Below are 22,255 nucleotides of genomic sequence, written 5' to 3'. Positions count from 1 at the left end.
GCCGCCATCAGGCATAAAAGGATAAAAAAAGGCCCCTGTTGAAATTGCAGGGGCCTGGTACGAGCAAGCATCATATTGGGCGACATGATGCAACGGTAAAAATCAGCTGGCCTGATGGCGTGCCATGATTGCTTTCATTTCAGCAACCGCCGCTCCGTCTACCGCATAGCGAGAATACTCATCCGCCTGCGTATCCGAAGACATCGACAACCCCGAATGGCGATAACGCATTGGGGAAGCCAGCCATACTCCGGCAGAACTATGGACTTCCTGCACTCCAGCATCCAGGAACAGGGACAAATTCGAGGCGCGAACCCCCGCTCCGGCCATAATGATTGGAGCACCCGCCTGCGCAATAAGTTCCATTATTTTTGTTAAACCTTGCACTGCATCTGATTTTTGCCCGGAAGTCAGTACCCTGGCGATGCCCAATTGAGAGAGTTTTTGTAGCGCATTGAGTGGGTTAGCGCACATATCAAACGCCCGATGAAAAGTGACATTCAGCGGGCCGGCAGCCGCCATTATTTTTTCCATGCGCGGCATATCGACATTGCCATCCACATCTAAAATACCGGTCACCAGCCCTGGAAATCCCAGTTCTCTGACCATCGCAATATCATCCAGCATTGCCGCGAATTCACCGTCGGTATAACAAAAATCCCCTCCACGCGGGCGGATAATCGGGTTGACGGGAATAGCAACATGCTGACGAACCGAACGCAATACGCCCAGTGACGGCGTTAAGCCCCCTTCTTTGGGCGCCGAGCAAAGCTCAATGCGATCCGCGCCGTTTTGCTGCGCCGTAAGCGCGCATTCCATGCTGTAACAGCAAACTTCCAGTAAGGCCATGTTTACTCCTGTCGCTCACTTGCCACAATGGTTTCAATCGACCACGGGTGAAACTTTATCGTCACACTGCCATCGCTGACCGCCAGCGTAGGATTGGGTAATCGCTCACGCTCTCCTTTCGGTGAGCTGGTTTTCACGAAAATGCCCGGCTGACTCAAGCCTTGATCGGAAAGCAGCGCCAACGCTCGCGCATTCAGCGTTTGTGCATCACCCGGCAGGACAATCTCAATATGCTCCCAACCTTCATGTGGATAACGCTTTTCTCCCGGCCACGGCAGCTCTACGATGGAAAATGTCCAGTGCAGTACGCAAACCGGCTCATGAAGTTTGAACAGGCAAATGGGTCTGCCATTGATGATATTCTCTGACAATAGTTCACCGCACTGCTCAAACCCACGACGCCAGCGCTCTGCGGTAGTATTTTGATGGCAACGCAAAGAAATGTGATCGGCTTCAAGCGGTGTGACATCCAGACCAAGACGGGTGGAAAGTTCTGTTAACGCCTGCGTGAAATGCGGTAAATCTGCGGAAATATCATGCAGTTCTGCAACTGTTTGCCAGTTCGCCATAATAAAAGCTCATATCCATGTTCAAAGCCGCTAATTTACTCTGTTGCACTGCGCCATCCAACCGCTGTTTTTTTCAAACGCGATATGCATAATTATACGTTATTGCGTTGCTTTCATTTCCGACAGCGCACTGTACTCGCAATGCTGACGGCAACGGGCATTTGCAGTATACTCCCGCCCTAAATTCTTAAACTGGCGCGGTGAATTTTATCCCGCTTCATAAATGTAAGGTATTCCGGTGAATATTCAGGCTCTTCTCTCAGAAAAAGTCAGTCAGGCCATGATTGCTGCAGGCGCGCCTGCAGATTGCGAACCGCAGGTTCGTCAGTCAGCAAAAATACAGTTCGGTGACTATCAGGCCAACGGCATGATGGCTGTCGCTAAAAAACTGGGTATGGCGCCGCGACAACTGGCTGAGCAGGTGCTGACTCATCTGGATCTCAACGGGATTGCCAGCAAGGTTGAAATTGCTGGCCCGGGCTTTATCAATATTTTTCTCGATCCGGCATTTCTGGCGCAGCATGTTCAGCAGGCGCTGGCCTCCGATCGTCTGGGCGTAACCCAACCGGCTAAACAAACCGTTGTTGTCGACTACTCCGCGCCTAACGTAGCGAAAGAGATGCACGTGGGTCACCTGCGTTCCACCATCATCGGTGACGCTGCGGTGCGTACGCTGGAGTTCCTCGGCCACAATGTTATTCGTGCTAACCACGTTGGCGACTGGGGTACTCAGTTCGGTATGCTGATCGCATGGCTGGAAAAACAGCAGCAAGAAAACGCCGGAGAGATGGCGCTGGCTGACCTGGAAGGTTTCTACCGTGACGCGAAAAAGCATTACGACGAAGATGAAGCCTTCGCAGAACGCGCCCGTAGCTATGTTGTTAAACTGCAAGGCGGCGACGAATATTTCCGTGAGATGTGGCGCAAACTGGTCGACATTACCATGTCGCAGAACCAGTTAACTTACGATCGCCTGAACGTCACGCTGACCCGTGACGACGTCATGGGGGAAAGCCTGTACAACCCGATGCTGCCAGGTATCGTGGCCGATCTGAAGGCGAAAGGTCTGGCTGTTGAGAGCGAAGGCGCTACCGTCGTATTCCTTGATGAGTATAAGAACAAGGAAGGCGAACCGATGGGCGTTATCATTCAGAAGAAAGATGGCGGCTATCTCTACACCACCACCGACATCGCCTGCGCCAAATATCGTTACGAAACGCTGCATGCCGACCGCGTTCTCTATTACATCGATTCCCGTCAGCATCAGCACTTGATGCAGGCCTGGACCATCGTCCGTAAAGCCGGCTATGTGCCGGATTCCGTGCCGCTGGAACACCACATGTTCGGTATGATGCTGGGCAAAGACGGTAAACCGTTCAAAACCCGTGCGGGCGGTACGGTTAAACTGGCCGATCTGCTGGATGAAGCGCTGGAACGCGCGCGTCGTCTGGTGGCTGAGAAGAACCCGGATATGCCTGCCGATGAGCTGGAAAAGCTGGCGAATGCGGTCGGTATCGGCGCAGTGAAATATGCGGATTTGTCCAAAAACCGTACCACTGACTACATCTTCGACTGGGACAATATGCTGGCGTTCGAAGGCAACACCGCGCCGTACATGCAGTATGCCTACACCCGCGTACTGTCCGTGTTCCGTAAAGCGGAAATCGACGAGAGCACGCTGGCAAATGCGCAGGTCATTATCAATGAAGATCGCGAGGCCCAGTTGGCTGCGCGTCTGCTGCAGTTTGAAGAAACGCTCACCGTCGTGGCCCGTGAAGGTACGCCGCACGTGATGTGTGCCTACCTGTACGACGTAGCGGGTCTGTTCTCCGGCTTCTACGAACATTGCCCTATCCTCAGCGCGGAGAACGAAGAGATTCGTAACAGCCGTCTGAAGCTGGCGCAACTGACGGCGAAAACCCTGAAGCTGGGTCTGGATACGCTGGGTATCGAAACCGTAGAACGTATGTAAGTACGCAATGATTGAGGCCTGAGTCTGTAACGCGGACTCAGGCCTTTTTTATTTCCGTAACAGGCTATCTGTAACAACTCACAAGGAATGACACATTTCCGTAGAGATATGGAACATTTTTTGCCTGTCATCCCGTTTGAGCCTCCGTATCATTAGGCGGCGAATTAATCGGGTACGGGTCAATGACATTCAGAGATTTTGAGGCGGAAGAAAAACTCTTCCAGCGGCGTGTGATAGTGGCCTTTGGCCTTGTGGTTATCTGTTTTGGCATCCTGATTTACAATCTCTACAATTTACAAATCTGTCAGCACCAGTATTACACCACCCGCTCGAATGCAAACGACATCAAAATGCTGCCCGTCGCCCCAACGCGAGGCATTATTTACGATCGCAACGGCATCCCGCTGGTGCGCAACGTAACCTGGTACGACATTTCCGTTACGCCTTATAAAATCAGCGATATGGATGCCCTAATCAGGCAGCTAACGCCGATCGTTGACCTCACCCCGGATGACATTGACCAGTTCCGCCATGAGCTAAAATCCAGCAGCCGTTATCGCCCGGTAGTGCTAAAAAATGCGCTGACCGATGTAGAAATCGCTCGCTTCTCGGTTAACCAGTTTCGTTTCAGTGGCGTCAATATCAATAGCTATGAAGACCGCCAGTACCCCTATGGGGCCGCACTGGCGCATGTCCTTGGCTATGTTTCAAAAATCAACGACAACGATCTGAAAGCACTGGATAAAAAAGGTCTGGCAGAAAACTACGCCGCCGATCACAACATCGGCAAGCAGGGTATTGAGCACTATTACGAAAACGAACTGCATGGAAAAACCGGTTATCAGGAGGTGGAAGTCGATAACCACGGACGCATCGTCCGCTTGATCAAGGATGTGCCGCCCGTTGCCGGGAAAGATATCCATCTGACGCTGGACTTACATTTACAGCAATACATTGAGAGTCTGTTGGCGGGCCAGCGTGCGGCAGTACTGGTGGAAGATCCGCACGATGGTTCCGTGCTGGCGATGGTCTCCAATCCCAGCTATGACCCCAATCCGTTTGTCAAAGGCATCAGCTATCAGGACTATAACAAGCTGTTGCAGGATAAAGACCTGCCTTTAATCAACCGCGTCACGCAGGGGTTATACCCTCCTGCCTCCACGGTCAAACCCTACATGGCGATGTCAGCGTTACTGAACGGCGTCATCACCCCGCAGACCAGTTTCTTCGGCGCGCCCACCTGGACGCTACCCGGCACCGAGCGACATTATCGTGACTGGAAAAAAACCGGTCACGGTATGCTGGACGTCACCAAAGCGATTGAAGAATCCGCCGATACCTTCTTTTATCAGGTGGCGTATATGATGGGGATCGACCGGATTAACAGCATGCTCAGCCAGTTTGGTTACGGTAAACCGACCGGTATCGATCTTGATGAGGAGTATAACGGCCTGCTCCCGAGCCGCGAATGGAAGCAGAAAGTACATAAAAAAGCATGGTATCAAGGGGATACCATTTCTGTCGGTATCGGCCAGGGCTACTGGATTGCCACGCCGATCCAGATGGTAAAGGCTATGGTAGCGCTGATTAACAACGGCAAAGTCATCGCTCCTCACCTGCTACTCGATGAAGAAAGCGGCAAAACCCTCACGCCATACCAGGCTCCTGAACCGCCGTCGCAAATCGCCTCTGCGTCGTCACCCTACTGGGGGCTGGTGCGTCAGGCGATGTTCGGCATGGCAAATGAACCAAACGGTACAGGGTATAAGTTCTTTCACACCGCACCTTACGGCATTGCGGCGAAAAGTGGCACATCGCAGGTCTTCAGCCTGAAAGAAAATCAGACCTACAATGCGAAAATGATTCCTGTCCGTTTGCGCGACCATGTGTTTTATACCGCTTTTGCGCCCTATAAGAACCCGAAAGTCGCCGTGGCATTAATCCTCGAAAACGGCGGCAGCGACGGTGTTACCGCCGCGCCGGTCATGCGGCAAATCATGGATCATCTGTTTGCGCCGCAGGATAATGCCGCGCAAACAGAGGTGAATCAACAATCAGGTCCGTTAGCGGCAGCCCCCTCTGCCAACGAGATCAAAAATACTTACGCAAGTATTCGGTAAGGCACAGTATCGCCATGGCCTGTCCATATGGCATGGAGGTCCGCGGGATATTGCGGTAAAAATCGAGATTGTGCCCCATTCCGGTACCAAACGAGGTGTGCATCAATTCACCTTCTGGTGAGATATGTTGCACAATGCCTCTGATGGCTTTTTCGGCCACCGCGGCATAATCTTGACCGACATAGCGTTTACGTACTGCTTTGAGGATCCCATACGCAAATCCGGCGGTAGCTGACGCTTCCAGATACGACTGCGGATCGTCCAGCAGCGTGTGCCACAATCCACTTTCATCCTGGCACCTTGCCAGCGCCGCGATTTGCGCGTGCAGGACCTGCACCAGATAGCGGCGAACGGCACTGTTTTCTGGTAAATCGAGCAGTTCGAGGAAGTCCGGGATCACGATAGTTAACCAGCTGTTACCACGTGCCCAGCGGGCGTTGGCAAAATTATGCCGCCCTTCATAGCTCCAGCCGTGGAACCACAGCCCCGTTTCTTTATCCATCAGGTTCTGCACATGCAGCAGGAACTGATAGGTTGCCTCTTCAATATATTCTGGACGGTTGAGCAACTTGCCGATTTTCGCCAGTGGCAAAACCGTCATCATCAACGTGTCATCCCACATTTGCTGATGATTCTCTTCCGCCAGCGTAATGTGCTGCATACCGCCGAATTCAGTACGCGGCATATCATGCATGGCCCACTCAGCCCAGATGTCGAGCCACGGCAGATACGCGGGGTTACGCGTCTCTTCATAGCGATACGCCAGCGTTAAAAACGGCGCCATAGTGTTGACGTTTTTGGTGGTCGCACCTTCAGCAAAGCGATCGGCAAACCAGCTATCGATGATATCGCGCATCGTTTCATCGCCGGTTTGCTGATAATACTGATACATCCCGTACAGGCCGACGCCGTGCGTCCACTCCCATCCCGCCCAGCCTTTGGTATCAATAACGCGGCCGTCGTCCAGACGCAGCAGGAATTCGCCTGTCTCATCATGAATATTGACCAGGTTATGCGTCACCTTTTTGATCAACGTTTTTAATTCATCCCTGGCAATAAAATGGTCTGGTTGACGCAATAACGGGCTGTGTTTAACCGGGTAAACAATCATTTACTTCACCTCTGTCAATGTCGAATTCAATGCGGCACCCTTTTCCAGTTTCGGTGCTGCTGGCTTATTACGATTCAGGTAACCAATATTGTTGTTGCCCCAAAGTGATTCATATGGCATGCCCGACAGCATCTCTACGGTCGCGCGGCCTTTGGCGGAGAGCCCTTCCGGCACGGGGCGTCCCGATGCCCGCATTTTTGCGGTCTCTTCACGTAGGGTACTGTGGGTTTGCAGGTTCAGTTTGAAGCGCAAGGAAACCAGGAAACCCAGCGCCAGAACAATTAGCGTACCGCAGCTCAGAATTAACAAAATGGTATGGCTGACCGCCGCGGGTTGTACGCTGTGACCGGAGACAAAACCGGACATCTGCATGACAATCCCAACCAGCATCACCGCTCCCGCCTGTGACGCCTTACGCGTTAACGTCATAATGCCGGCGAAGATCCCTTCCCGGCGCTGGCCGGTAATCACTTCGTCAACGTCAGCAATATAGGTGTAGGTATTCCAGGGGACATAATTGATACCGCCGCGTCCCAGACCCGCAATGGCAGAGACCAGCAGCAACAGAGAATAAACATCGCTTAACCCGGCATAGTAAAGCAGCGCATAAGAGAGAGAGCTCGCGCCAAACAGGACAACCACCATCCGGTATGATGGCGCGGGTCCAAAGCGGATACACAATGGGATCATGGCGATAACGGCAATGAACTGGAAGATAGCCATCGTTCCCAGCAGGTTTGACGCCATCGAGGCTTCCTGCATCAGCACAAACACCACATAGTAAGTAAAGACGGCGTTAAAAACGTCCTGCGCTATATAGCCGCCGAGATACATTCCTAAATGCTGGCGGAAGATTCGGATGCGCAGTGTTGAACTCAGTTCAACAAACAGACGGGTCATGCTTTGGCTAAAGGTCAGCTTTTTCTTCTCTTCTTCGGCTCGCAGCGCGGCTTCAGTCCACTCAGCACGTGGGCGCTCCCAGGTAAAGAACCAGACGAAAATCAGCATCAGCGCGCACAGCACAGAGAACACCAGGCTGGCGTAGAAAAAAGACACCGGGTTATCTTTGCCAAACAGCGTCAGCAGAACGCCGGGTAAGAACGAGGCCAGAATAGCTGACATTTGCGCCATCGAAATACGCGCGCCGGAAAACTTGGTTTTCTGTTTGAAGTCATCGGTCATTTCGGGCACCAGCGTTTCATAAGGCACCAGAATCATGGTGTAGACCACGTCAAAAATCAGATAGGTCAGCAGGTAGTACCAGAAACCCATGTCACCCACCCACATCAGCGAGTAGCTAAAGACGCAGGGGATCCCCAACAGAATAAAAAACTTACGTCGCCCGAAGCGTTTACCGAGCCAGGTGGAAGCAAAGTTATCGGTTAAAAAACCCATTAACGGGCTAACCACGGCATCCAACACCCTGGCGGTGGCAAAAATGAAGGTCGCCTCGATAGGCGTCAGGCCACAAAACGTAGTGTAAAAATAGAGCAGCCAGGCGGCGGTTAATGCCGTGGTGCCTGCGCCCAAAAAATCCCCCGAACCGTAGGCAAAATAGTTAACCAGTCCGATTTTACGTGTCTTCATTGCCGTTACCCCTGCACATTATTGGGAGGCCCCGCAATCCTCGCGTTGATATTGGGCGTCCTTACAGGGTCACAGTAAAAGCTAACAGGAAGTGAAACCTTTCTGTTTCTGCCAGGGATGTTCGCGAAATGGCAACAGCACAAAGAGTCCGGCAACGTATGTCACCAATTTTATAAAACAGCGTTTCTTTTTAATCAAAGCGGCGGGCTAAAATTGCGAAGCAGCCAGCAGTTTCTGCTGCTGGCCTAATGAAGGAAGGCGTTAACGATAGTTTACTATTACCTGATTGCTCTGTACTTGTAAGGCGGGGATCAGACGACCGCCGCCGGGAACTTCCCAGACAAAATGCATCGGTTCGATGGCAGGAACATTATTAAACCCGTTGGTGGTGCCACTTTGTCCGTCCAGCTCGACACAGCGGGACTGAGAACATAAACGCACACGTAACCCCGCAGGGGTTGGGCCATTAAGCGCATAGCGCCACGCCACCAGGGTCATCAAACCCGAGACGGGCTGACTGGGAACCAGAGGTGCGGACGAGGCTGACTGACCACGATGGTTTAAGGTGATGCCCATTCCGCTCGCCTGCCATGCCCCTTCTCCGGCCGCCTGCGCCACCAAAGGAAAAACCAACAGCCACAGTAAGTTACGCATTATTTACCTCCAATGGTCGCCGTCATACGAATATGGCGGTTATCGGAAAGCTCCATGTTCGATAACACCACCAGTTGCGGTATGCTGCGGCGTAAAAAGCGTGCCAGTAACGGGCGCAACGCGTGATTAACCAGCAATACCGGCGGCGCACCCAACATTTCCTGGCGGGAGAGCGCTTCCTGAGTTTGGGCCAGCAGCCTGTCTGCCAGACCAGGCTCCAGACCGCCGCCGCCCTGTAATGCTTGCAGCAGCAAACGTTCAAGCGGGGTATCCAGACCAATAACCTGAACCTCTTCATTACCCGGGAACCATTGCTGGGTGATGGCGCGCCCCAGCGCAACACGGACTACCGCAGTAAGCTCATGCGGATCGTTTTGCAGCGGCGCATGTTCAGCCAGCGTTTCAAGAATGGTGCGCATATCGCGAATCGGTACTTTTTCGTCCAGTAAGTTCTGCAGCACTTTGTGCAGTGTGGTCAGCGTCACAACCCCAGGGACCAGATCTTCTGTCAGTTTTGGCATCTCCTGTGAGACGCGGTCCAGAAGCTGTTGCGCTTCCTGACGCCCGAACAGCTCAGCGGCAAACTGACCAATCAGGTGATTCAGATGCGTAGCGACAACGGTACTGGCTTCAACCACCGTAAAGCCCTGAATCTGCGCCTGTTCCTTCAATGCGCTCTCAATCCAGATAGCATCCAGACCGAAAGCCGGATCGACCGTTTTCTCTCCCGGCAACGAACCTGCCGCCGTCCCCGGGTTAATAGCCAGCCAACGTCCGGGATAGGCGTCCCCGCTGCCGATTTCCACCCCTTTCATCAGAATGCGATAGCGGGCGGGTTGCAGATCCATATTGTCGCGAATGTGGACCACCGGCGGCAGGAAGCCCATATCCTGGGCAAATTTCTTACGAATACTGCGAATTCGCCCCAGTAGCTCGCCATCCTGCTGAAAATCCACCATTGGGATCAGGCGATAACCCACCTCCATTCCCAGTGAATCCTCCAGTTGCACATCGTTCCAGGTGGCTTCCACCACAGAGTTATTTTCCGGCATTTTTACCGGCTGAGGTTCAGCAGGCGCTTTGAGTTCGCGGCCACGCATCCACCAGGCCAGGCCGAGTAATGCGGCGGTAAACATCAAAAATACCAGGTTTGGCATACCAGGTACCAGGCCCAGCAAACCCAGCACCGCTGCACTAAGCAGCATAACGCTTGGATTACTGAACAGTTGGGTCACCATCTGTTCGCCTACATCCTGGTCTGTACTCACGCGGGTCACGATAACACCCGCCGCCGTTGAGATAACCAGCGCGGGGATCTGCGCGACCAGGCCGTCACCGATAGTCAGCAGGGTATAACTTTCCGCGGCGCTGCCCATGCTCATACCATGCTGTAGCACCCCGACCAACAGGCCGCCAACCACGTTGATCACCATGATCAAAATACCGGCGATGGCATCTCCGCGTACGAATTTACTCGCACCATCCATCGAACCGTAGAAGTCCGCTTCCTGCGTCACTTCCGAACGGCGTTTTTTGGCTTCATCTTCGCCAATCAGTCCGGCATTTAAGTCGGCATCAATCGCCATCTGCTTGCCGGGCATACCATCCAGCACGAAGCGTGCGCCAACTTCAGCGATACGACCGGCGCCTTTGGTAATAACCATAAAGTTAATGATGACGAGAATAACGAAAACCACGATCCCGATGGCAAAGTTACCGCCCACCAGGAAGTGGCCAAAGGCTTCAACCACCTTCCCCGCCGCGGCCGCACCGGTATGTCCTTCCATCAAAATGATACGCGTCGACGCGACGTTCAGGGCCAGGCGCAATAATGTGGTGAACAGCAAAATCGTCGGGAATGCAGCAAACTCAAGCGTGCGCTGTGTAAACATCGCCACCAACAGCACCATGATCGACAGCGCAATATTAAACGTGAACAGCAGATCGAGGATGAAAGCCGGCAGCGGCAGCACCATCATCGACAGGATCAGCAGAATGAGGATCGGCCCGGCAAGGATTTGCCATTGCGTGGATTTGAGGTTGCCGGGCAGGCGCAGCATCGCGACCAGATTAGCCATCAGTATTCTTCTCGTTCAGGAAATCCAGTGCGTCAGGCACCGGAAGGTTTTCAGGTTGTGGTGGCGGATTGCCGCCTGCCAGACGCCAGCGTTTTAACTGCCATACCCATGCCAACACTTCAGCAACGGCGGCATATAATTGCCCCGGTATTTGCTGACCAATCTCTGCATGACGATATAACGCACGCGCCAGTGGTGGTGCTTCTAGCGTGGGGACACGATGCTCGGCGCCAATCTCACGAATGCGTAACGCCACCAGCCCCGCGCCTTTGGCAACAACTTTCGGCGCGCTCATTTTGTTCTCGTCATACTGCAACGCCACCGAGTAGTGCGTGGGGTTGGTCACAATGACGTCCGCTTTCGGTACATCCGCCATCATGCGACGCTGTGCCGCCGCGCGCTGCATTTGGCGTATTTTGCCCTTAACGTGCGGATCACCTTCGCTTTGCTTAAATTCGTCACGGATATCCTGACGCGACATGCGCAGCTTTTTCAGATGGCTATAAATTTGGAAAAAAACGTCGAACCCGACCATGGGAATGACGCCCAGCACCACCAACAGCGCGCACATACCGACTAAATCCAGGGCATTGCCCATCGCCGTAATCGGTGATTCCGCCATCAGCCGCATCATCGCTGGCCAGTTATGCCAGAGAAAAAATCCGGCCACGCTTCCCACTAACGTGGACTTCAGTATCGCTTTGAGTAGTTCGGCACCGGTTTGCGCGGAAAACATGCGTTTAATGCCTGGCAGCGGATTCAACTTAGAGAACTTGGGTTGCAGAGATTTACCACTGAAGATCAAGCCACCAAGCATCACGGGTGAGATCAATGCCACCAGAACGACGCCAGTAATCAACGGCAACAGCGCAATCATCGCGTCTTTAATCAGCAGGATGATTTGGCTGAGGATCAGATTGGGGTCATTGACCATACTGTGGTCAAACCGTAGCCCAGCCGACAGCATGCCAGCCAGTCTGCGGGCCAGCGACTCTCCACCAATCCAGATAATGCACACTCCCACCAGCAAAATAAGCAGTGAAGTCAGCTCTTTGGATCGGGGGATCTGCCCTTCCTCCCGGGCTTTTTCAAGTCGGTGGGGTGTGGGGGCTTCTGTTTTGTCGTCGTCGCTTTCTTCTGCCACTGTACGTGCTCGTTACCCATTACGTCTGACTTATCATGCCAGCATGGTCCGTAAGCAATGGCGAGAAAAAACCGCGCAATCATGCTCTTTTCGGGGTTTACCCGGCGGATAGATCCTGCGCAATACCGTCTCATCGCGGCTAAAATAGCTATCACAGCATAATATTTATTAATTTCTGAATTAAGAAACATTAAAAAAAGACGAACATAACTCTGTCAACAGAACAAAATCGAATAAAAAAATAGCAATTCCGCCTAAGTTTTAGAAGAAAGCAATATAAGAATTGCTTAACATAATCACATTATATATCATTCCCTTCAGACTCAATAATAAAATAAAAAATCATAAGCTTTAATTATAACCCACTTAACCCCGCCCTACTCCACAACGATTAAACCTCATGTATACTGGCGACCGAATAATATTACCGTTGAGCTACACCCATATTTTTATGGAATAAAATATTAACACTTACAGGGATTATCAAATCATGAAGATGAAGAAAAGCGCTGTATTTTTTGCTCTGCTGTCAGCATATTCATTTAATGTATTAGCCGCAGAAATGAATGCAGGGACGATTCATTTTACCGGAGAAATCATTGAACCAAGTTGTGTCATTGATGGAGATGATGGTACGGACAGCACTATACCGCTGGGTACGTGGCCGACATCATTATTTACCACTGTAGGTACAGAAACAGATCTGGTTGATGTCGATATAAAACTGACTGACTGTCCGGTGACGACTGAAGGTCTGACTTCCGTGCAGTTAACCTTTAATGGCCCTACCGCATTAACCAAGTCCAATACGCTTCTTGACGTCAGTCAGATCACGACCGCAGGAGAGACGGCAGCTACCGGAGTTGGTATTGCACTTAGCCCGATCAACTCACCAACAACATTGTTGGCCTTCGATGGTTCAGAGGGGCAAGTTTATATTCCGCTATCAACAGAGTCCACCGATACCATTCAGGCTCACCTTCAGGCTCGCTATAAATCGTTCGCAAAAGAAGTCACCGCTGGCCCGGCTGATGCGGACATGACAATTAATATTTTATATCGCTAACACTTTCTATTTTTACGCCTGGAATATTTCCAGGCGCTTAATACCATCGATAATATTTAACCTATTACGGGTCCATTTTATGCGTATCCTTATTATGGTGGCATTATTCCCTCCTCTCTTTTACTCGTGTTTTTGTCCGGCGAGTGGAATTCAGGTTGGCCGCACACGGATTATTTTTGACGCTAACAAAAAAGAGGTCGCGCTGGCGCTGACTAATACTGACACGCAACTGCCATGGTTAATTCAGTCGTGGACCGATACGGGGGATGAGAAGACGCGCGGACCTTTTATCGTTACCCCGCCGCTTTTTCGCCTCAACGCGCAAAAAGAGCAGAGCCTGCGTATCACCTGGAACGGCACGCCACTGCCAGAGAATAAAGAATCGCTGTTTTATATGAACGTGCGCACTATTCCGGCTACCGCCAAAGAAAATGAAAGTAAAAATATTCTTCGGCTAATCTATAAAACCCGTCTCAAACTGCTCTGGCGCCCTAAAAATATTACGGGTTCACCGGCACAAAGCTGCGAGAAGTTACAGTTTGTGCGTTCAGGTAACCAGTTACAGGTAACGAATAATAACGCCTTCTACACGGTTTTCGATAGCTTACACTTGGGCGCAGTTTCACTTGCGAAGGCGGATATGGTGGCACCTTTCAGCACCGCCACTTTCCCGCTGCCCATGCAAGCTAACGGTGATCAGGTTACCTGGCACTGCATTACCGACTACGGAAATGCCTCGCAACAATACTCGGCCCCGTTGAGCAAGGGGGGTTAATGTTGCGACGTTCTACGTTTGCTCCTTCGAGGCTGTCGCTGCTAATCCGCGGTCTTCTCAGCATTGCATTTGTCGTTTCAGGCCATGCTTTCGCACGGGAATATTCCTTTTCCTCTTCATCACTGGAGGGCAACGAACTCTCGCAACAGGATATCGATTTGTCGCTTTTCTCCCGCGAAAATGCGCAACTGCCCGGTACCTGGCCTTCGCGGCTACAGCTCAATAAGACGTTGCTGGGTGAAGAACCGGTTACCTATACAAGTGCCACGGATGGTACGCTTCAGGCACAGTTCACGCCAGAAATGCTGCGCCACTGGGGCGTTAAAATTGAGAACTATCCAGCACTTGCGGATGCGCCAGCGAATGTACCTCTCCCACACCCTCTGGGGTATTACATCCCGCAAGCCTCATCATCGCTCGACTTTTCCACGATGACGCTCAATATCAGCATGCCGCAGGCCGCCATTGCGAATCCGGCCAGGGATGGTATTGACCCGTCACTGTGGGATGATGGCGTACCGGTTCTGTTTACGGATTACAGTTATTCAGGTTCACAGACCCGTGACGGTAACCATAATACCTCTGACAGCCAGTACCTCAATCTGCGTAGTGGTCTTAACCTGGGCGGGTGGCGGGTACGCAACTATTCTACCTGGAGCAAATCTGAAAGCATCAATGCCTGGAATGCCATTAATACCTATCTGCAGCATGATATTGATGTGCTACGCAGCCAGTTTACCGCGGGTGAAAACAGCACCCGTGGCGATGTCTTCGACAGTATTCAGTACACAGGTGTAAATCTGGCCTCCGATGACGAAATGTTACCGTTCAGCCAGCGCGGCTACGCGCCCGTTATACGCGGGATCGCCAGTTCAAATGCGGAAGTCTCCATCCGGCAAAATGGCTATTTGATCTACCAGCAAAACGTTGCCCCGGGGGCTTTTGAGATTTCCGATCTCTACTCGACAACCAACAGCGGCGATCTGGATATCACGGTAAAAGAAGCCGACGGCACAGAGCATCATTTTACCCAACCCTACTCCAGCACCGCCGTGATGTTACGTCCCGGCAGGATAAAATACGAAGTCACCGCGGCCCGTTACCGGGCGGCCAGCGGCAGCGACGAGAAAGAACCCGAATTCGCCCAGGCCAGTTTTATCTACGGTTTGAACAATGCCGCAACGCTGTTCGGCGGAGTCACCTCTTCTGGTGATTATCAGGCTGCGAACGCCGGGATCGGTATAGCACTGGGCGAGTTGGGCGCCCTTTCGGCTGACGTCACGGCAGCCAGAGCCACGCTGGATAATGATCAAACAAGTTCCGGGCAGTCGTATCGCCTGCTTTACTCGGGCAAGATCGAGCGTACCGCCACCAACTTCACGCTCGCCAGCTATCGCTATTCTACGCAGGGCTATTACAGCTTCAGTGATGCCAATAAGAAATACAGCGGTAATGAAGATGACCTGATGTTCAGCTATAACAAACGCAACCGAATTCAGGCCAGCATCAGCCAAACATTGCTGGGCAGCAGCATCTACCTGAACGGTTATCAGCAGGACTACTGGGGAACCTCAGAAACTGAACGCAGCCTGTCTGCCGGAGTAAATACGACAATAAATGGGATTAGCTATCATCTGACTTATACCTACAGTAAAACCAGCGATCGACAAGACGATCAGATGATCGCCTTTGGACTCAGCGTGCCTCTCAGCCGCTGGTTGCCCAACGCATGGTCGACCTATAACGTCAGCAGCAGCAAACATGGCTATACCCGCCATAATATCGGCTTGAACGGCACGCTACTTGACGATCAGCGTCTGAGCTATTCCCTGCAGCAAAGCCACAGCAATCACGACGGCGAAGATACCAGCAGTCTGTACAGCAGCTACCGCTCGCAATACGCCAGTATGAACGCCGGCTATTACACTTCATCGGACCGCTCGCAACAGTTGAATCTGGGTGCCAGCGGCGCGATTGTCGCCCATCCTCACGGCATCACCTTTTCTCAACCATTGGGCGATCAGTTTGCCATAGTCTCTGCTCAAGGGGCAAAAGGCATCCGCTTTCAGAATCAGCGCGGTGTCCGCACCGACTGGCAGGGTAATGCTGTCATCCCCTCCCTGACGCCGTATCAGAAAAACAGCATCCGAATTGATACCACCAGCCTGCCGGATGATGTTGATACCGATGCAACTGCCACAACTGTCATTCCAAGCCGTAGCGCAGCGGTGGCGGCAAACTTTGTCGCGCACATCGGTTATCGGGCGCTTCTCCATCTCACCAATGCCAAGGGACAAGTGATTCCTTTCGGTGCAATGGTCTCCGTCGATAATGCCTCAATTCTCGGCATCGTTGATGATACCGGCACCGTCTACCTCGCAGGGGTTCCGGCGACTTTCCCAATAACCATTCAATGGGGTAAGGCTCGTGAACAACAATGCCATGCCAGCGTGGTCCTCCCTGAGCCCGAACACGCTGCGAATCTCGCAGGGATTCTCTCTACTCAGGCCATTTGCAAACAGGAATAATATATGCGCCACATTTTTGCGGTCGTATTGACCTCGGTTCTCTTTATATTGCCAGCCTCAGTCCAGGCTGCGATAACGCTATTAACAAATTGCTTTGGAGCATCTGCTGACTATTCAGTGTCATATGAGCATGAACTCAGCAGCACAGAAAACAACACAAATTATTCATACTTAACGGGGAGCTACATGCCAGGTACCGGGCCTGAGATCGAAGCCAATTGCACATGTCCCGCCAATACCACATCAGCATCGATGATTTATGAATACAACTTCGCCGGTAGTCCGCTGACGGCAGGCGTCAGTGGATACGGAGTCTTAACAGAGAACCTGGATATCAAGGTTTCGGGATTTAACGACGCTATCGACAATCCCGACGGCATGGGGTTAAGTGAGATCAAAATCACCGAGTACCCGACCCCAATCGGCAATATGGGCAGTCAAAAGGCAGACCAAAAACTGTCGGAAGGGACAGCAGATGTCTGTAACAACGAAACGCGACCGACCGGTGGCGCAACGGTCAAACGAAAGTTCAAGCTCAGCGTGATTCGCTTTTATCTGTACATTAAAAAACCGATATTGGGTGAAGAGATCATCGACCCCACGCTGGTTGTGCAAAGCTATGCCTGTCTGTATACAGGAAATGGTTCATGCCGCAACACCGATGCTCAACTGGTGTCCAATATCTGGCTGAGCGGTAAGCTTACCGCCCCTCTCAGTTGTACGATTAATGCTGGAAGTACCATTGAGGTTGATATGGGGAGTATTATCAGCAGTCAGTTTGTTAACCAGGGGCAACCGCCAAAAGGTTATACGCTGAAAGATGTCGATATCGCCTACCATTGTGACGGCCCCGCCATCAGCAACAGCGACAAGATTAAGCTGACGTTGACCGCCGATCAGGGCGTGGTAGAGGGTAGTCAGTCCTACATCGCCAAACTGATTGGCAGAAACGATCTCGGTATCAGAATGTTTGATGCAAATAATCAGAACGTAGTACTGGATGGTTCTGTGGATTTTCCGGTTACGCTGGATGAACAGGGAAATGGCATAATTAACATGACGGCCGCGCCGGTCTCTACCACCGCCAGCCGCCCGGAACCAGGAAGCTTTGAAGGCAACATGACCGTTAAAATGGATTTACGCTGAGAACTTTCCCCTCAGACCTACTCTGCGGCCTGAGGGGACTCGCGCAACAATCAGAACCCGAGACTATCCAGCAGGTCGTCAACCTGATCCTGACTTGCCACCACGCCGGCTTTTGAGGTGTCAACCTGCGGGCCGTTCAGCAAGCTTTCGTTTTCACGTTTTGGACGAGCGCCCTGCTCCGGAATGTTTTCCAGCAGAACCATCAGCAGCTGACGTTCAATCTCCTGGATAACATCCATCATACGCTTGATGACCTGACCGGTGAGGTCCTGGAAATCCTGCGCCATCATGATATCCAGCAACTGGGCATTGGTGAAGCTGGTATGTCCGGGCACGTCACCAAGAAACTGACGGGTGTCGGTGACCAGTTCCCGGGCGTCAGACAGCTCGATCGGATTTTCGAACCATTCATCCCAGCGTTTTGTCAGCTCTTTGGCCCCTTTTTCCATCGCGTCCTGGTGCGGTTGCGAAGCTTCCACGCTGTTCAGCGCGCGCTCTGCCGCCTGTGCAGTCATTTGCACAACGTAATCGAGACGATCGCGGGCATCGGGAATCGCTTCCGCCGCTTCGGCAATAGCCTGATCCAGCCCCAGTTCGCGCAGGCTGTCGCGCAGCATTCGGGTCAAACTGCCGATGCGCGCGATGATGTCCCCTGCTGAGTGTTCGTCAGCAGGTTTAATTTGTGGTTGCATCATCATTATCACACCCTCACATGCCCAGTTTCTCAAAGATCTTATTGAGTTTTTCTTCCAGCGTCGCCGCCGTAAACGGTTTAACGACATAACCACTGGCGCCTGCCTGTGCTGCCGCAATAATGTTTTCTTTCTTCGCTTCTGCCGTGACCATCAGCACTGGCAGGGAAGACATTCCGCCATCTGCACGAATGGTTTTCAGCAGTTCCAGGCCGTCCATATTCGGCATGTTCCAGTCGGAAATGACAAAACCGAATCCCCCAGTCTGCAGCTTATTCAGCGCATCCACGCCGTCTTCCGCCTCTTCAACATTGTTGAACCCCAGCTCTTTGAGCAGGTTACGCACGATGCGACGCATGGTGGAAAAGTCATCCACAACCAAAAACTTAAGCTCTTTATCCGCCATAAAAAATAGACTCCTGATTCAAATACGTATTGCCTGTCCGGCACTGATTTTCGCCAGCATTTGCTGGCTTACCTGGCTAAGATCGACCACTTCGCTTACGCCACCCATATTGATGGCCTCGCGCGGCATGCCGAACACCACACAACTTGCTTCATTTTGCGCAATGGTCCAGGCGCCAGCCTGGTTCATCGCTAACATTCCGGCGGCGCCGTCGTTGCCCATGCCGGTCAGGATCACTCCCACCGCATTACGCCCCGCATGTTTCGCCACCGAATGGAACAGCACATCCACTGAAGGCCGGTGCCGGTTAACCGGCGGGCCGTCATGAATTTTGATTTGGTAGTTCGCGCCGCTACGCGCCAGCTCCATATGTTTGTCACCGGGCGCAATATACGCATGCCCCGGGAGAACGCGTTCCCCGTCTTCGGCTTCTTTCACCGTGATCTGACACAGTTTGTTCAGACGTTCGGCGAACGAGCGGGTAAATCCTGGCGGCATATGCTGGGTGATAAGAATACCTGGACTTGAAAGCGGCAATGGCTGGAGTACATGGCGAATTGCCTCTGTTCCTCCGGTTGAGGCGCCAATCACCAGCAATTTTTCCGAACTGAGTAATGGCCCTGCTTTCAAGGTCGTTGGTGCCGCCATGGGTTTATGAGCCGCCAGTTTTGCCCGCGACGCAGTGCGGATCTTCTCTGCGATCATTTCGCTGTAGGCCAGCATCCCTTCACGGATCCCCAACTGCGGTTTAGTGACAAAATCAATCGCCCCCAACTCCAGCGCCCGCAACGTGACCTCTGAACCTTTACCGGTCAGAGAAGAGACCATGACGACCGGCATCGGACGCAGACGCATCAACTTCTCAAGAAAATCGAGACCGTCCATGCGCGGCATCTCCACATCCAGCGTCAGTACGTCGGGATTGTATTTTTTGATTAAATCCCGCGCGACCAACGGATCTGGCGCCGTCGCCACCATTTCCATATCACTGTGGCTGTTAATAATTTCGGTCATGATTTGACGCATCAATGCAGAATCATCAACCGACAACACCCTGATTTTACTCATGCTTTATCCTTACCTGGCGCATGCGCATATACGGTCTGTCCACGCAGGCTAAACTCGCGCACGAGGTTGCTAAAGTTTTCTGAATGACCTGCAAACAGCAGCCCATCTGGTTTAAGAAGTGGAACAAAACGGTGCAATATGTCCTGTTGCGTCGTTTTATCGAAGTAGATCATTACGTTACGGCAAAATATGGCATCGAAGGGCCCAGGCACGTTGTACTGCTTATCCAGTAAATTCACGCTGGAAAATTCAACATGCCCCGCCAGTTCCTGCCGGACGCGTACCAGCCCTTCATGCGGTCCGGTGCCGCGCATGAAATAACGCTGCAACTGCTGGGGTGACAGCGTCTTAAGCTCATCAAGGCGGTAAATACCGCTTCTCGCCTTTTCCAGCACTTCGGTATCAATGTCGCTGGCAAAAACCCGCCAGCGGCCCGGCGCCATACCTAAGGTATCGGCGAGCGTAATGGCGATGCTGTACGGCTCTTCTCCGGTTGACGCCGCCGCGCTCCAGACGCGGTATTCACCGCTACGCCGACGAGCATGATCCGACAGCACCGGAAAATGATGCCCTTCGCGAAAAAACGCGGTCAGGTTGGTGGTCAGAGAATTAATAAAAGCCTGCCACTCAGCACTGTTCTGGTTAGCTTCCAGCATGCTGAGATAGCGACCAAAGTCATCCAGACCCAGGGTTCGCAGGCGGCGGACCAGGCGGTTATAAACCATGTCCCGCTTATGGTCGGCCAGTACGATCCCCGCACGCTGGTAGATTAATTGACATATCCGACGAAAATGCGCGTCAGACAGCGCGAGGCGCTGTGTCATCTGTAACAATAATGACGTTTGCCCGGAGGGCAGAGATGATGTCATAGCGCCTTCTCAATCACATTCAGGATACAACGGGCACAACCTGCGGTTGCGCCAACTCTTGTTTTGCTACGTTTTGCTCTTCAAGCTTAAAAAATGCGACACAGGCAGAAAGATGATCGGCCTGCGTGGCGAGTTGTCCGGTGGCGGATGCGGCTTCTTCCACCAGCCCGGCGTTTTGCTGCGTCACGGAGTCCATCTGGCTGACGGCCTGCGCCACCTGTTCAATACCTCTGCGCTGTTCATCAGACGCCGAGGCAATCTCCCCCATGATGTCGTTCACCCGGGTCACAGAGCTGACAATTTCTGTCATCGTGCGCGCCGCCATATCGACCAACTGCGATCCCTGATGAACCCGGGTGACAGATTCCTCAATCAGTCCCTTAATTTCCTTTGCTGCCTGTGCGCTCCGGCTGGCCAGATTGCGCACTTCTCCAGCAACAACGGCAAAACCGCGCCCCTGTTCCCCCGCTCGTGCAGCCTCTACAGCGGCATTCAGCGCCAGGATATTGGTCTGAAAGGCAATGCTGTCAATCACCCCGATAATGTCGCCAATTTTCTGCGAGCTGGCGGAAATCTCATGCATAGTACTGGCGACCCGCGACGTCTGTTCGCCGCCTTTATGGGCTGTGTCTGCCGCACTTTTAGCAACTCCTGAAGCCTGGCGCGCGTTATCCGCATTCTGCCCAACGGTGGCAGTGAGTTGTTCCATACTGGCGGCCGTTTGCGCCAGTGCAGCCGCCTGCTGTTCAGTTCGTGAAGACAAATCGTTATTGCCCATCGCGATCTCTGAAATGCCACTGTGCATGGCTGAGCTACCCTGGCGAACTTCACTCACTGTTTCACGCAGCGCCTGCTGCATCTTCTTCAGACTGGCAAAAATGGCCGAGATCTCATTGCGACCATAAACTGCTACAGGCCGTGCCAGGTTACCTGCGGCAATGCTGTCGAAATGGCTGCCGATAATCGCCAGCGGCTGGACAATCATCTTGCGCGACCAGTACAACGCCGCACTGGTTAACAGCACCGCCAGTACCACCATGACGGCGAAAATCATCCCCGACATATGATAATTTCGCTGGCTGAGATCACCTGCTGTTTGCAACACGCGGTCGATGTTGCTCTGCCACGCATTAACATTCGCATCAAAAGCAGCCTGCGAAGCCTGCACCGGCGCGGTCAGAAAATCTGACAATTGATTGTTCTCAAGCCAGGTTGCCTGATGAACCAGATCGCTGTGCCATTGGCTAAAGCTTTTCTCCGTCGCGCCAATCAGCGCCTTCTCTTGTTCTGTGGTATCCGACGTCGCCATAAAGCGTTTAAACATTGACTCGGACTGCGCCAGGCTATCGCGCGCAAGCGTCATCAAGGCCTTGATATCCTCTGGCGGATAGCTCAGTGCAGTCAGCGTTCCTGCCTTATTAAGGGCCGTACTGGCCTGTAATAACACAGCGCGGGTTTGGGCCAGCGCAGCGCGTTGTTGGTTACTCCGTTCGACCTGATTCAGGTTTTGAAAACCGTCCCGAAATGCCCAGAAGGACAAGCCATTACTGCCAATCTGCAAAACACCGCAGAGGATTAAAATCAAAAACAGCGTGGTCGAAATTCGAATACGATTAAACAT

The 22,255-nt window shown here is 52.5% G+C and carries 18 protein-coding genes; 6 read left to right on the top strand and 12 right to left on the bottom strand.

The genetic code is table 11. The features are described from left to right. Positions 1-102: 102 nt before the first annotated feature. Positions 103-849, bottom strand: coding sequence for a copper homeostasis protein CutC (gene cutC / locus AC534G_RS10415; protein WP_085048039.1), 747 nt, complete (start codon positions 847-849; stop codon positions 103-105). Between the two features lie 2 nt (positions 850-851). Then, on the bottom strand, positions 852-1,418 hold the full coding sequence (locus AC534G_RS10410) for a VOC family protein (protein WP_038641445.1): 567 nt from the start codon (positions 1,416-1,418) through the stop codon (positions 852-854). Positions 1,419-1,656: 238 nt separating this feature from the next. Between AC534G_RS10410 and argS the strand changes: the two genes are divergently transcribed. Together argS and mrdA are read left to right on the top strand one after the other, a co-directional pair. Continuing rightward, positions 1,657-3,390: an arginine--tRNA ligase gene (gene argS, locus AC534G_RS10405; protein ID WP_038641447.1), complete on the top strand. Its 1,734-nt coding sequence runs from the start codon at positions 1,657-1,659 to the stop codon at positions 3,388-3,390. A gap of 182 nt (positions 3,391-3,572) precedes the next feature. Beyond that, complete coding sequence (gene mrdA / locus AC534G_RS10400) at positions 3,573-5,510, top strand: penicillin-binding protein 2 (protein WP_110497651.1); 1,938 nt, start codon at positions 3,573-3,575, stop codon at positions 5,508-5,510. Here mrdA and bglB read toward each other — a convergent pair. From bglB to flhB, 5 genes are all read right to left on the bottom strand, one after another. Further along, positions 5,482-6,621 carry a beta-galactosidase BglB gene (bglB, locus tag AC534G_RS10395; RefSeq protein WP_110497649.1) on the bottom strand — a complete coding sequence of 380 codons (1,140 nt, stop codon included), beginning with the start codon at positions 6,619-6,621 and terminating at the stop codon, positions 5,482-5,484. The genes mrdA and bglB overlap by 29 nt on opposite strands. Continuing rightward, the gene (locus tag AC534G_RS10390; RefSeq protein WP_110497647.1) at positions 6,622-8,208 is read right to left on the bottom strand and encodes an MFS transporter; all 1,587 of its coding nucleotides are present in this window, start codon (positions 8,206-8,208) and stop codon (positions 6,622-6,624) included. A gap of 261 nt (positions 8,209-8,469) precedes the next feature. Then, on the bottom strand, positions 8,470-8,862 hold the full coding sequence (flhE, locus tag AC534G_RS10385; RefSeq protein WP_038641455.1) for a flagellar protein FlhE: 393 nt from the start codon (positions 8,860-8,862) through the stop codon (positions 8,470-8,472). Continuing rightward, on the bottom strand, positions 8,862-10,940 hold the full coding sequence (gene flhA / locus AC534G_RS10380; protein ID WP_006684120.1) for a flagellar biosynthesis protein FlhA: 2,079 nt from the start codon (positions 10,938-10,940) through the stop codon (positions 8,862-8,864). Before flhA ends, flhE begins: the two co-directional genes overlap by 1 nt. Next, positions 10,933-12,084, bottom strand: a complete 1,152-nt coding sequence (gene flhB / locus AC534G_RS10375) for a flagellar biosynthesis protein FlhB (RefSeq protein ID WP_110497645.1) — start codon at positions 12,082-12,084, stop codon at positions 10,933-10,935. Before flhB ends, flhA begins: the two co-directional genes overlap by 8 nt. A gap of 490 nt (positions 12,085-12,574) precedes the next feature. On the opposite strand from flhB, the gene AC534G_RS10370 reads away from it, so the two are divergent. The 4 genes from AC534G_RS10370 (at position 12,575) to AC534G_RS10355 (ending at position 17,599) form a co-directional block, all read left to right on the top strand. Continuing rightward, positions 12,575-13,150 (top strand): fimbrial protein, encoded by a 576-nt coding sequence (locus AC534G_RS10370; RefSeq protein ID WP_038641461.1) that lies wholly within the window; start codon positions 12,575-12,577, stop codon positions 13,148-13,150. 79 nt (positions 13,151-13,229) lie between these two features. Next, positions 13,230-13,925, top strand: coding sequence for a fimbrial biogenesis chaperone (locus AC534G_RS10365; RefSeq protein WP_110497643.1), 696 nt, complete (start codon positions 13,230-13,232; stop codon positions 13,923-13,925). Further along, a complete protein-coding gene (locus AC534G_RS10360; protein WP_110497641.1) occupies positions 13,925-16,453 on the top strand; it encodes a fimbria/pilus outer membrane usher protein in 2,529 nt (842 codons plus the stop codon). The genes AC534G_RS10365 and AC534G_RS10360 overlap by 1 nt, the downstream gene beginning before the upstream one ends. Positions 16,454-16,639: 186 nt before the next feature. After that, a complete protein-coding gene (locus AC534G_RS10355) occupies positions 16,640-17,599 on the top strand; it encodes a fimbrial protein (RefSeq protein ID WP_223229514.1) in 960 nt (319 codons plus the stop codon). A gap of 50 nt (positions 17,600-17,649) precedes the next feature. Here the strand turns inward: AC534G_RS10355 and cheZ are convergent, their stop codons facing one another. Genes cheZ through tap form a run of 5 tightly spaced genes read right to left on the bottom strand, consistent with a single transcriptional unit; the run spans position 17,650 to position 22,255 of the window. Then, positions 17,650-18,294, bottom strand: coding sequence for a protein phosphatase CheZ (cheZ, locus tag AC534G_RS10350; RefSeq protein WP_038643245.1), 645 nt, complete (start codon positions 18,292-18,294; stop codon positions 17,650-17,652). Between the two features lie 13 nt (positions 18,295-18,307). Next, positions 18,308-18,697: a chemotaxis response regulator CheY gene (gene cheY / locus AC534G_RS10345; RefSeq protein WP_038641468.1), complete on the bottom strand. Its 390-nt coding sequence runs from the start codon at positions 18,695-18,697 to the stop codon at positions 18,308-18,310. A gap of 18 nt (positions 18,698-18,715) precedes the next feature. Next, positions 18,716-19,765 carry a protein-glutamate methylesterase/protein-glutamine glutaminase gene (locus tag AC534G_RS10340; RefSeq protein WP_038641470.1) on the bottom strand — a complete coding sequence of 350 codons (1,050 nt, stop codon included), beginning with the start codon at positions 19,763-19,765 and terminating at the stop codon, positions 18,716-18,718. Continuing rightward, positions 19,762-20,634, bottom strand: coding sequence for a protein-glutamate O-methyltransferase CheR (gene cheR, locus AC534G_RS10335; RefSeq protein ID WP_038641472.1), 873 nt, complete (start codon positions 20,632-20,634; stop codon positions 19,762-19,764). The genes AC534G_RS10340 and cheR overlap by 4 nt, the downstream gene beginning before the upstream one ends. A 19-nt stretch (positions 20,635-20,653) precedes the next feature. Beyond that, complete coding sequence (gene tap, locus AC534G_RS10330; protein ID WP_110497639.1) at positions 20,654-22,255, bottom strand: methyl-accepting chemotaxis protein IV; 1,602 nt, start codon at positions 22,253-22,255, stop codon at positions 20,654-20,656.

The sequence above is a fragment of the Citrobacter sp. CRE-46 genome, from assembly GCF_059615875.1.
Note: the sequence above shows the minus strand (reverse complement) of the source record. Positions and strands in the feature narration are given on the sequence as shown.

Excerpts from the sequence above, each read along its gene's own strand:
- AC534G_RS10355 (WP_223229514.1), top strand. The coding sequence starts at position 16,640 with ATGCCAGGTACCGGGCCTGAGATCGAAGCCAATTGCACATGTCCCGCC.
- bglB (WP_110497649.1), bottom strand. The coding sequence starts at position 6,621 with ATGATTGTTTACCCGGTTAAACACAGCCCGTTATTGCGTCAACCAGAC.
- cutC (WP_085048039.1), bottom strand. The coding sequence starts at position 849 with ATGGCCTTACTGGAAGTTTGCTGTTACAGCATGGAATGCGCGCTTACG.
- mrdA (WP_110497651.1), top strand. The coding sequence starts at position 3,573 with ATGACATTCAGAGATTTTGAGGCGGAAGAAAAACTCTTCCAGCGGCGT.
- cheR (WP_038641472.1), bottom strand. The coding sequence starts at position 20,634 with ATGACATCATCTCTGCCCTCCGGGCAAACGTCATTATTGTTACAGATG.
- AC534G_RS10365 (WP_110497643.1), top strand. The coding sequence starts at position 13,230 with ATGCGTATCCTTATTATGGTGGCATTATTCCCTCCTCTCTTTTACTCG.
- flhA (WP_006684120.1), bottom strand. The coding sequence starts at position 10,940 with ATGGCTAATCTGGTCGCGATGCTGCGCCTGCCCGGCAACCTCAAATCC.
- cheZ (WP_038643245.1), bottom strand. The coding sequence starts at position 18,294 with ATGATGCAACCACAAATTAAACCTGCTGACGAACACTCAGCAGGGGAC.
- AC534G_RS10390 (WP_110497647.1), bottom strand. The coding sequence starts at position 8,208 with ATGAAGACACGTAAAATCGGACTGGTTAACTATTTTGCCTACGGTTCG.
- tap (WP_110497639.1), bottom strand. The coding sequence starts at position 22,255 with ATGTTTAATCGTATTCGAATTTCGACCACGCTGTTTTTGATTTTAATC.
- AC534G_RS10340 (WP_038641470.1), bottom strand. The coding sequence starts at position 19,765 with ATGAGTAAAATCAGGGTGTTGTCGGTTGATGATTCTGCATTGATGCGT.
- flhE (WP_038641455.1), bottom strand. The coding sequence starts at position 8,862 with ATGCGTAACTTACTGTGGCTGTTGGTTTTTCCTTTGGTGGCGCAGGCG.
- AC534G_RS10410 (WP_038641445.1), bottom strand. The coding sequence starts at position 1,418 with ATGGCGAACTGGCAAACAGTTGCAGAACTGCATGATATTTCCGCAGAT.
- AC534G_RS10360 (WP_110497641.1), top strand. The coding sequence starts at position 13,925 with ATGTTGCGACGTTCTACGTTTGCTCCTTCGAGGCTGTCGCTGCTAATC.
- AC534G_RS10370 (WP_038641461.1), top strand. The coding sequence starts at position 12,575 with ATGAAGATGAAGAAAAGCGCTGTATTTTTTGCTCTGCTGTCAGCATAT.
- cheY (WP_038641468.1), bottom strand. The coding sequence starts at position 18,697 with ATGGCGGATAAAGAGCTTAAGTTTTTGGTTGTGGATGACTTTTCCACC.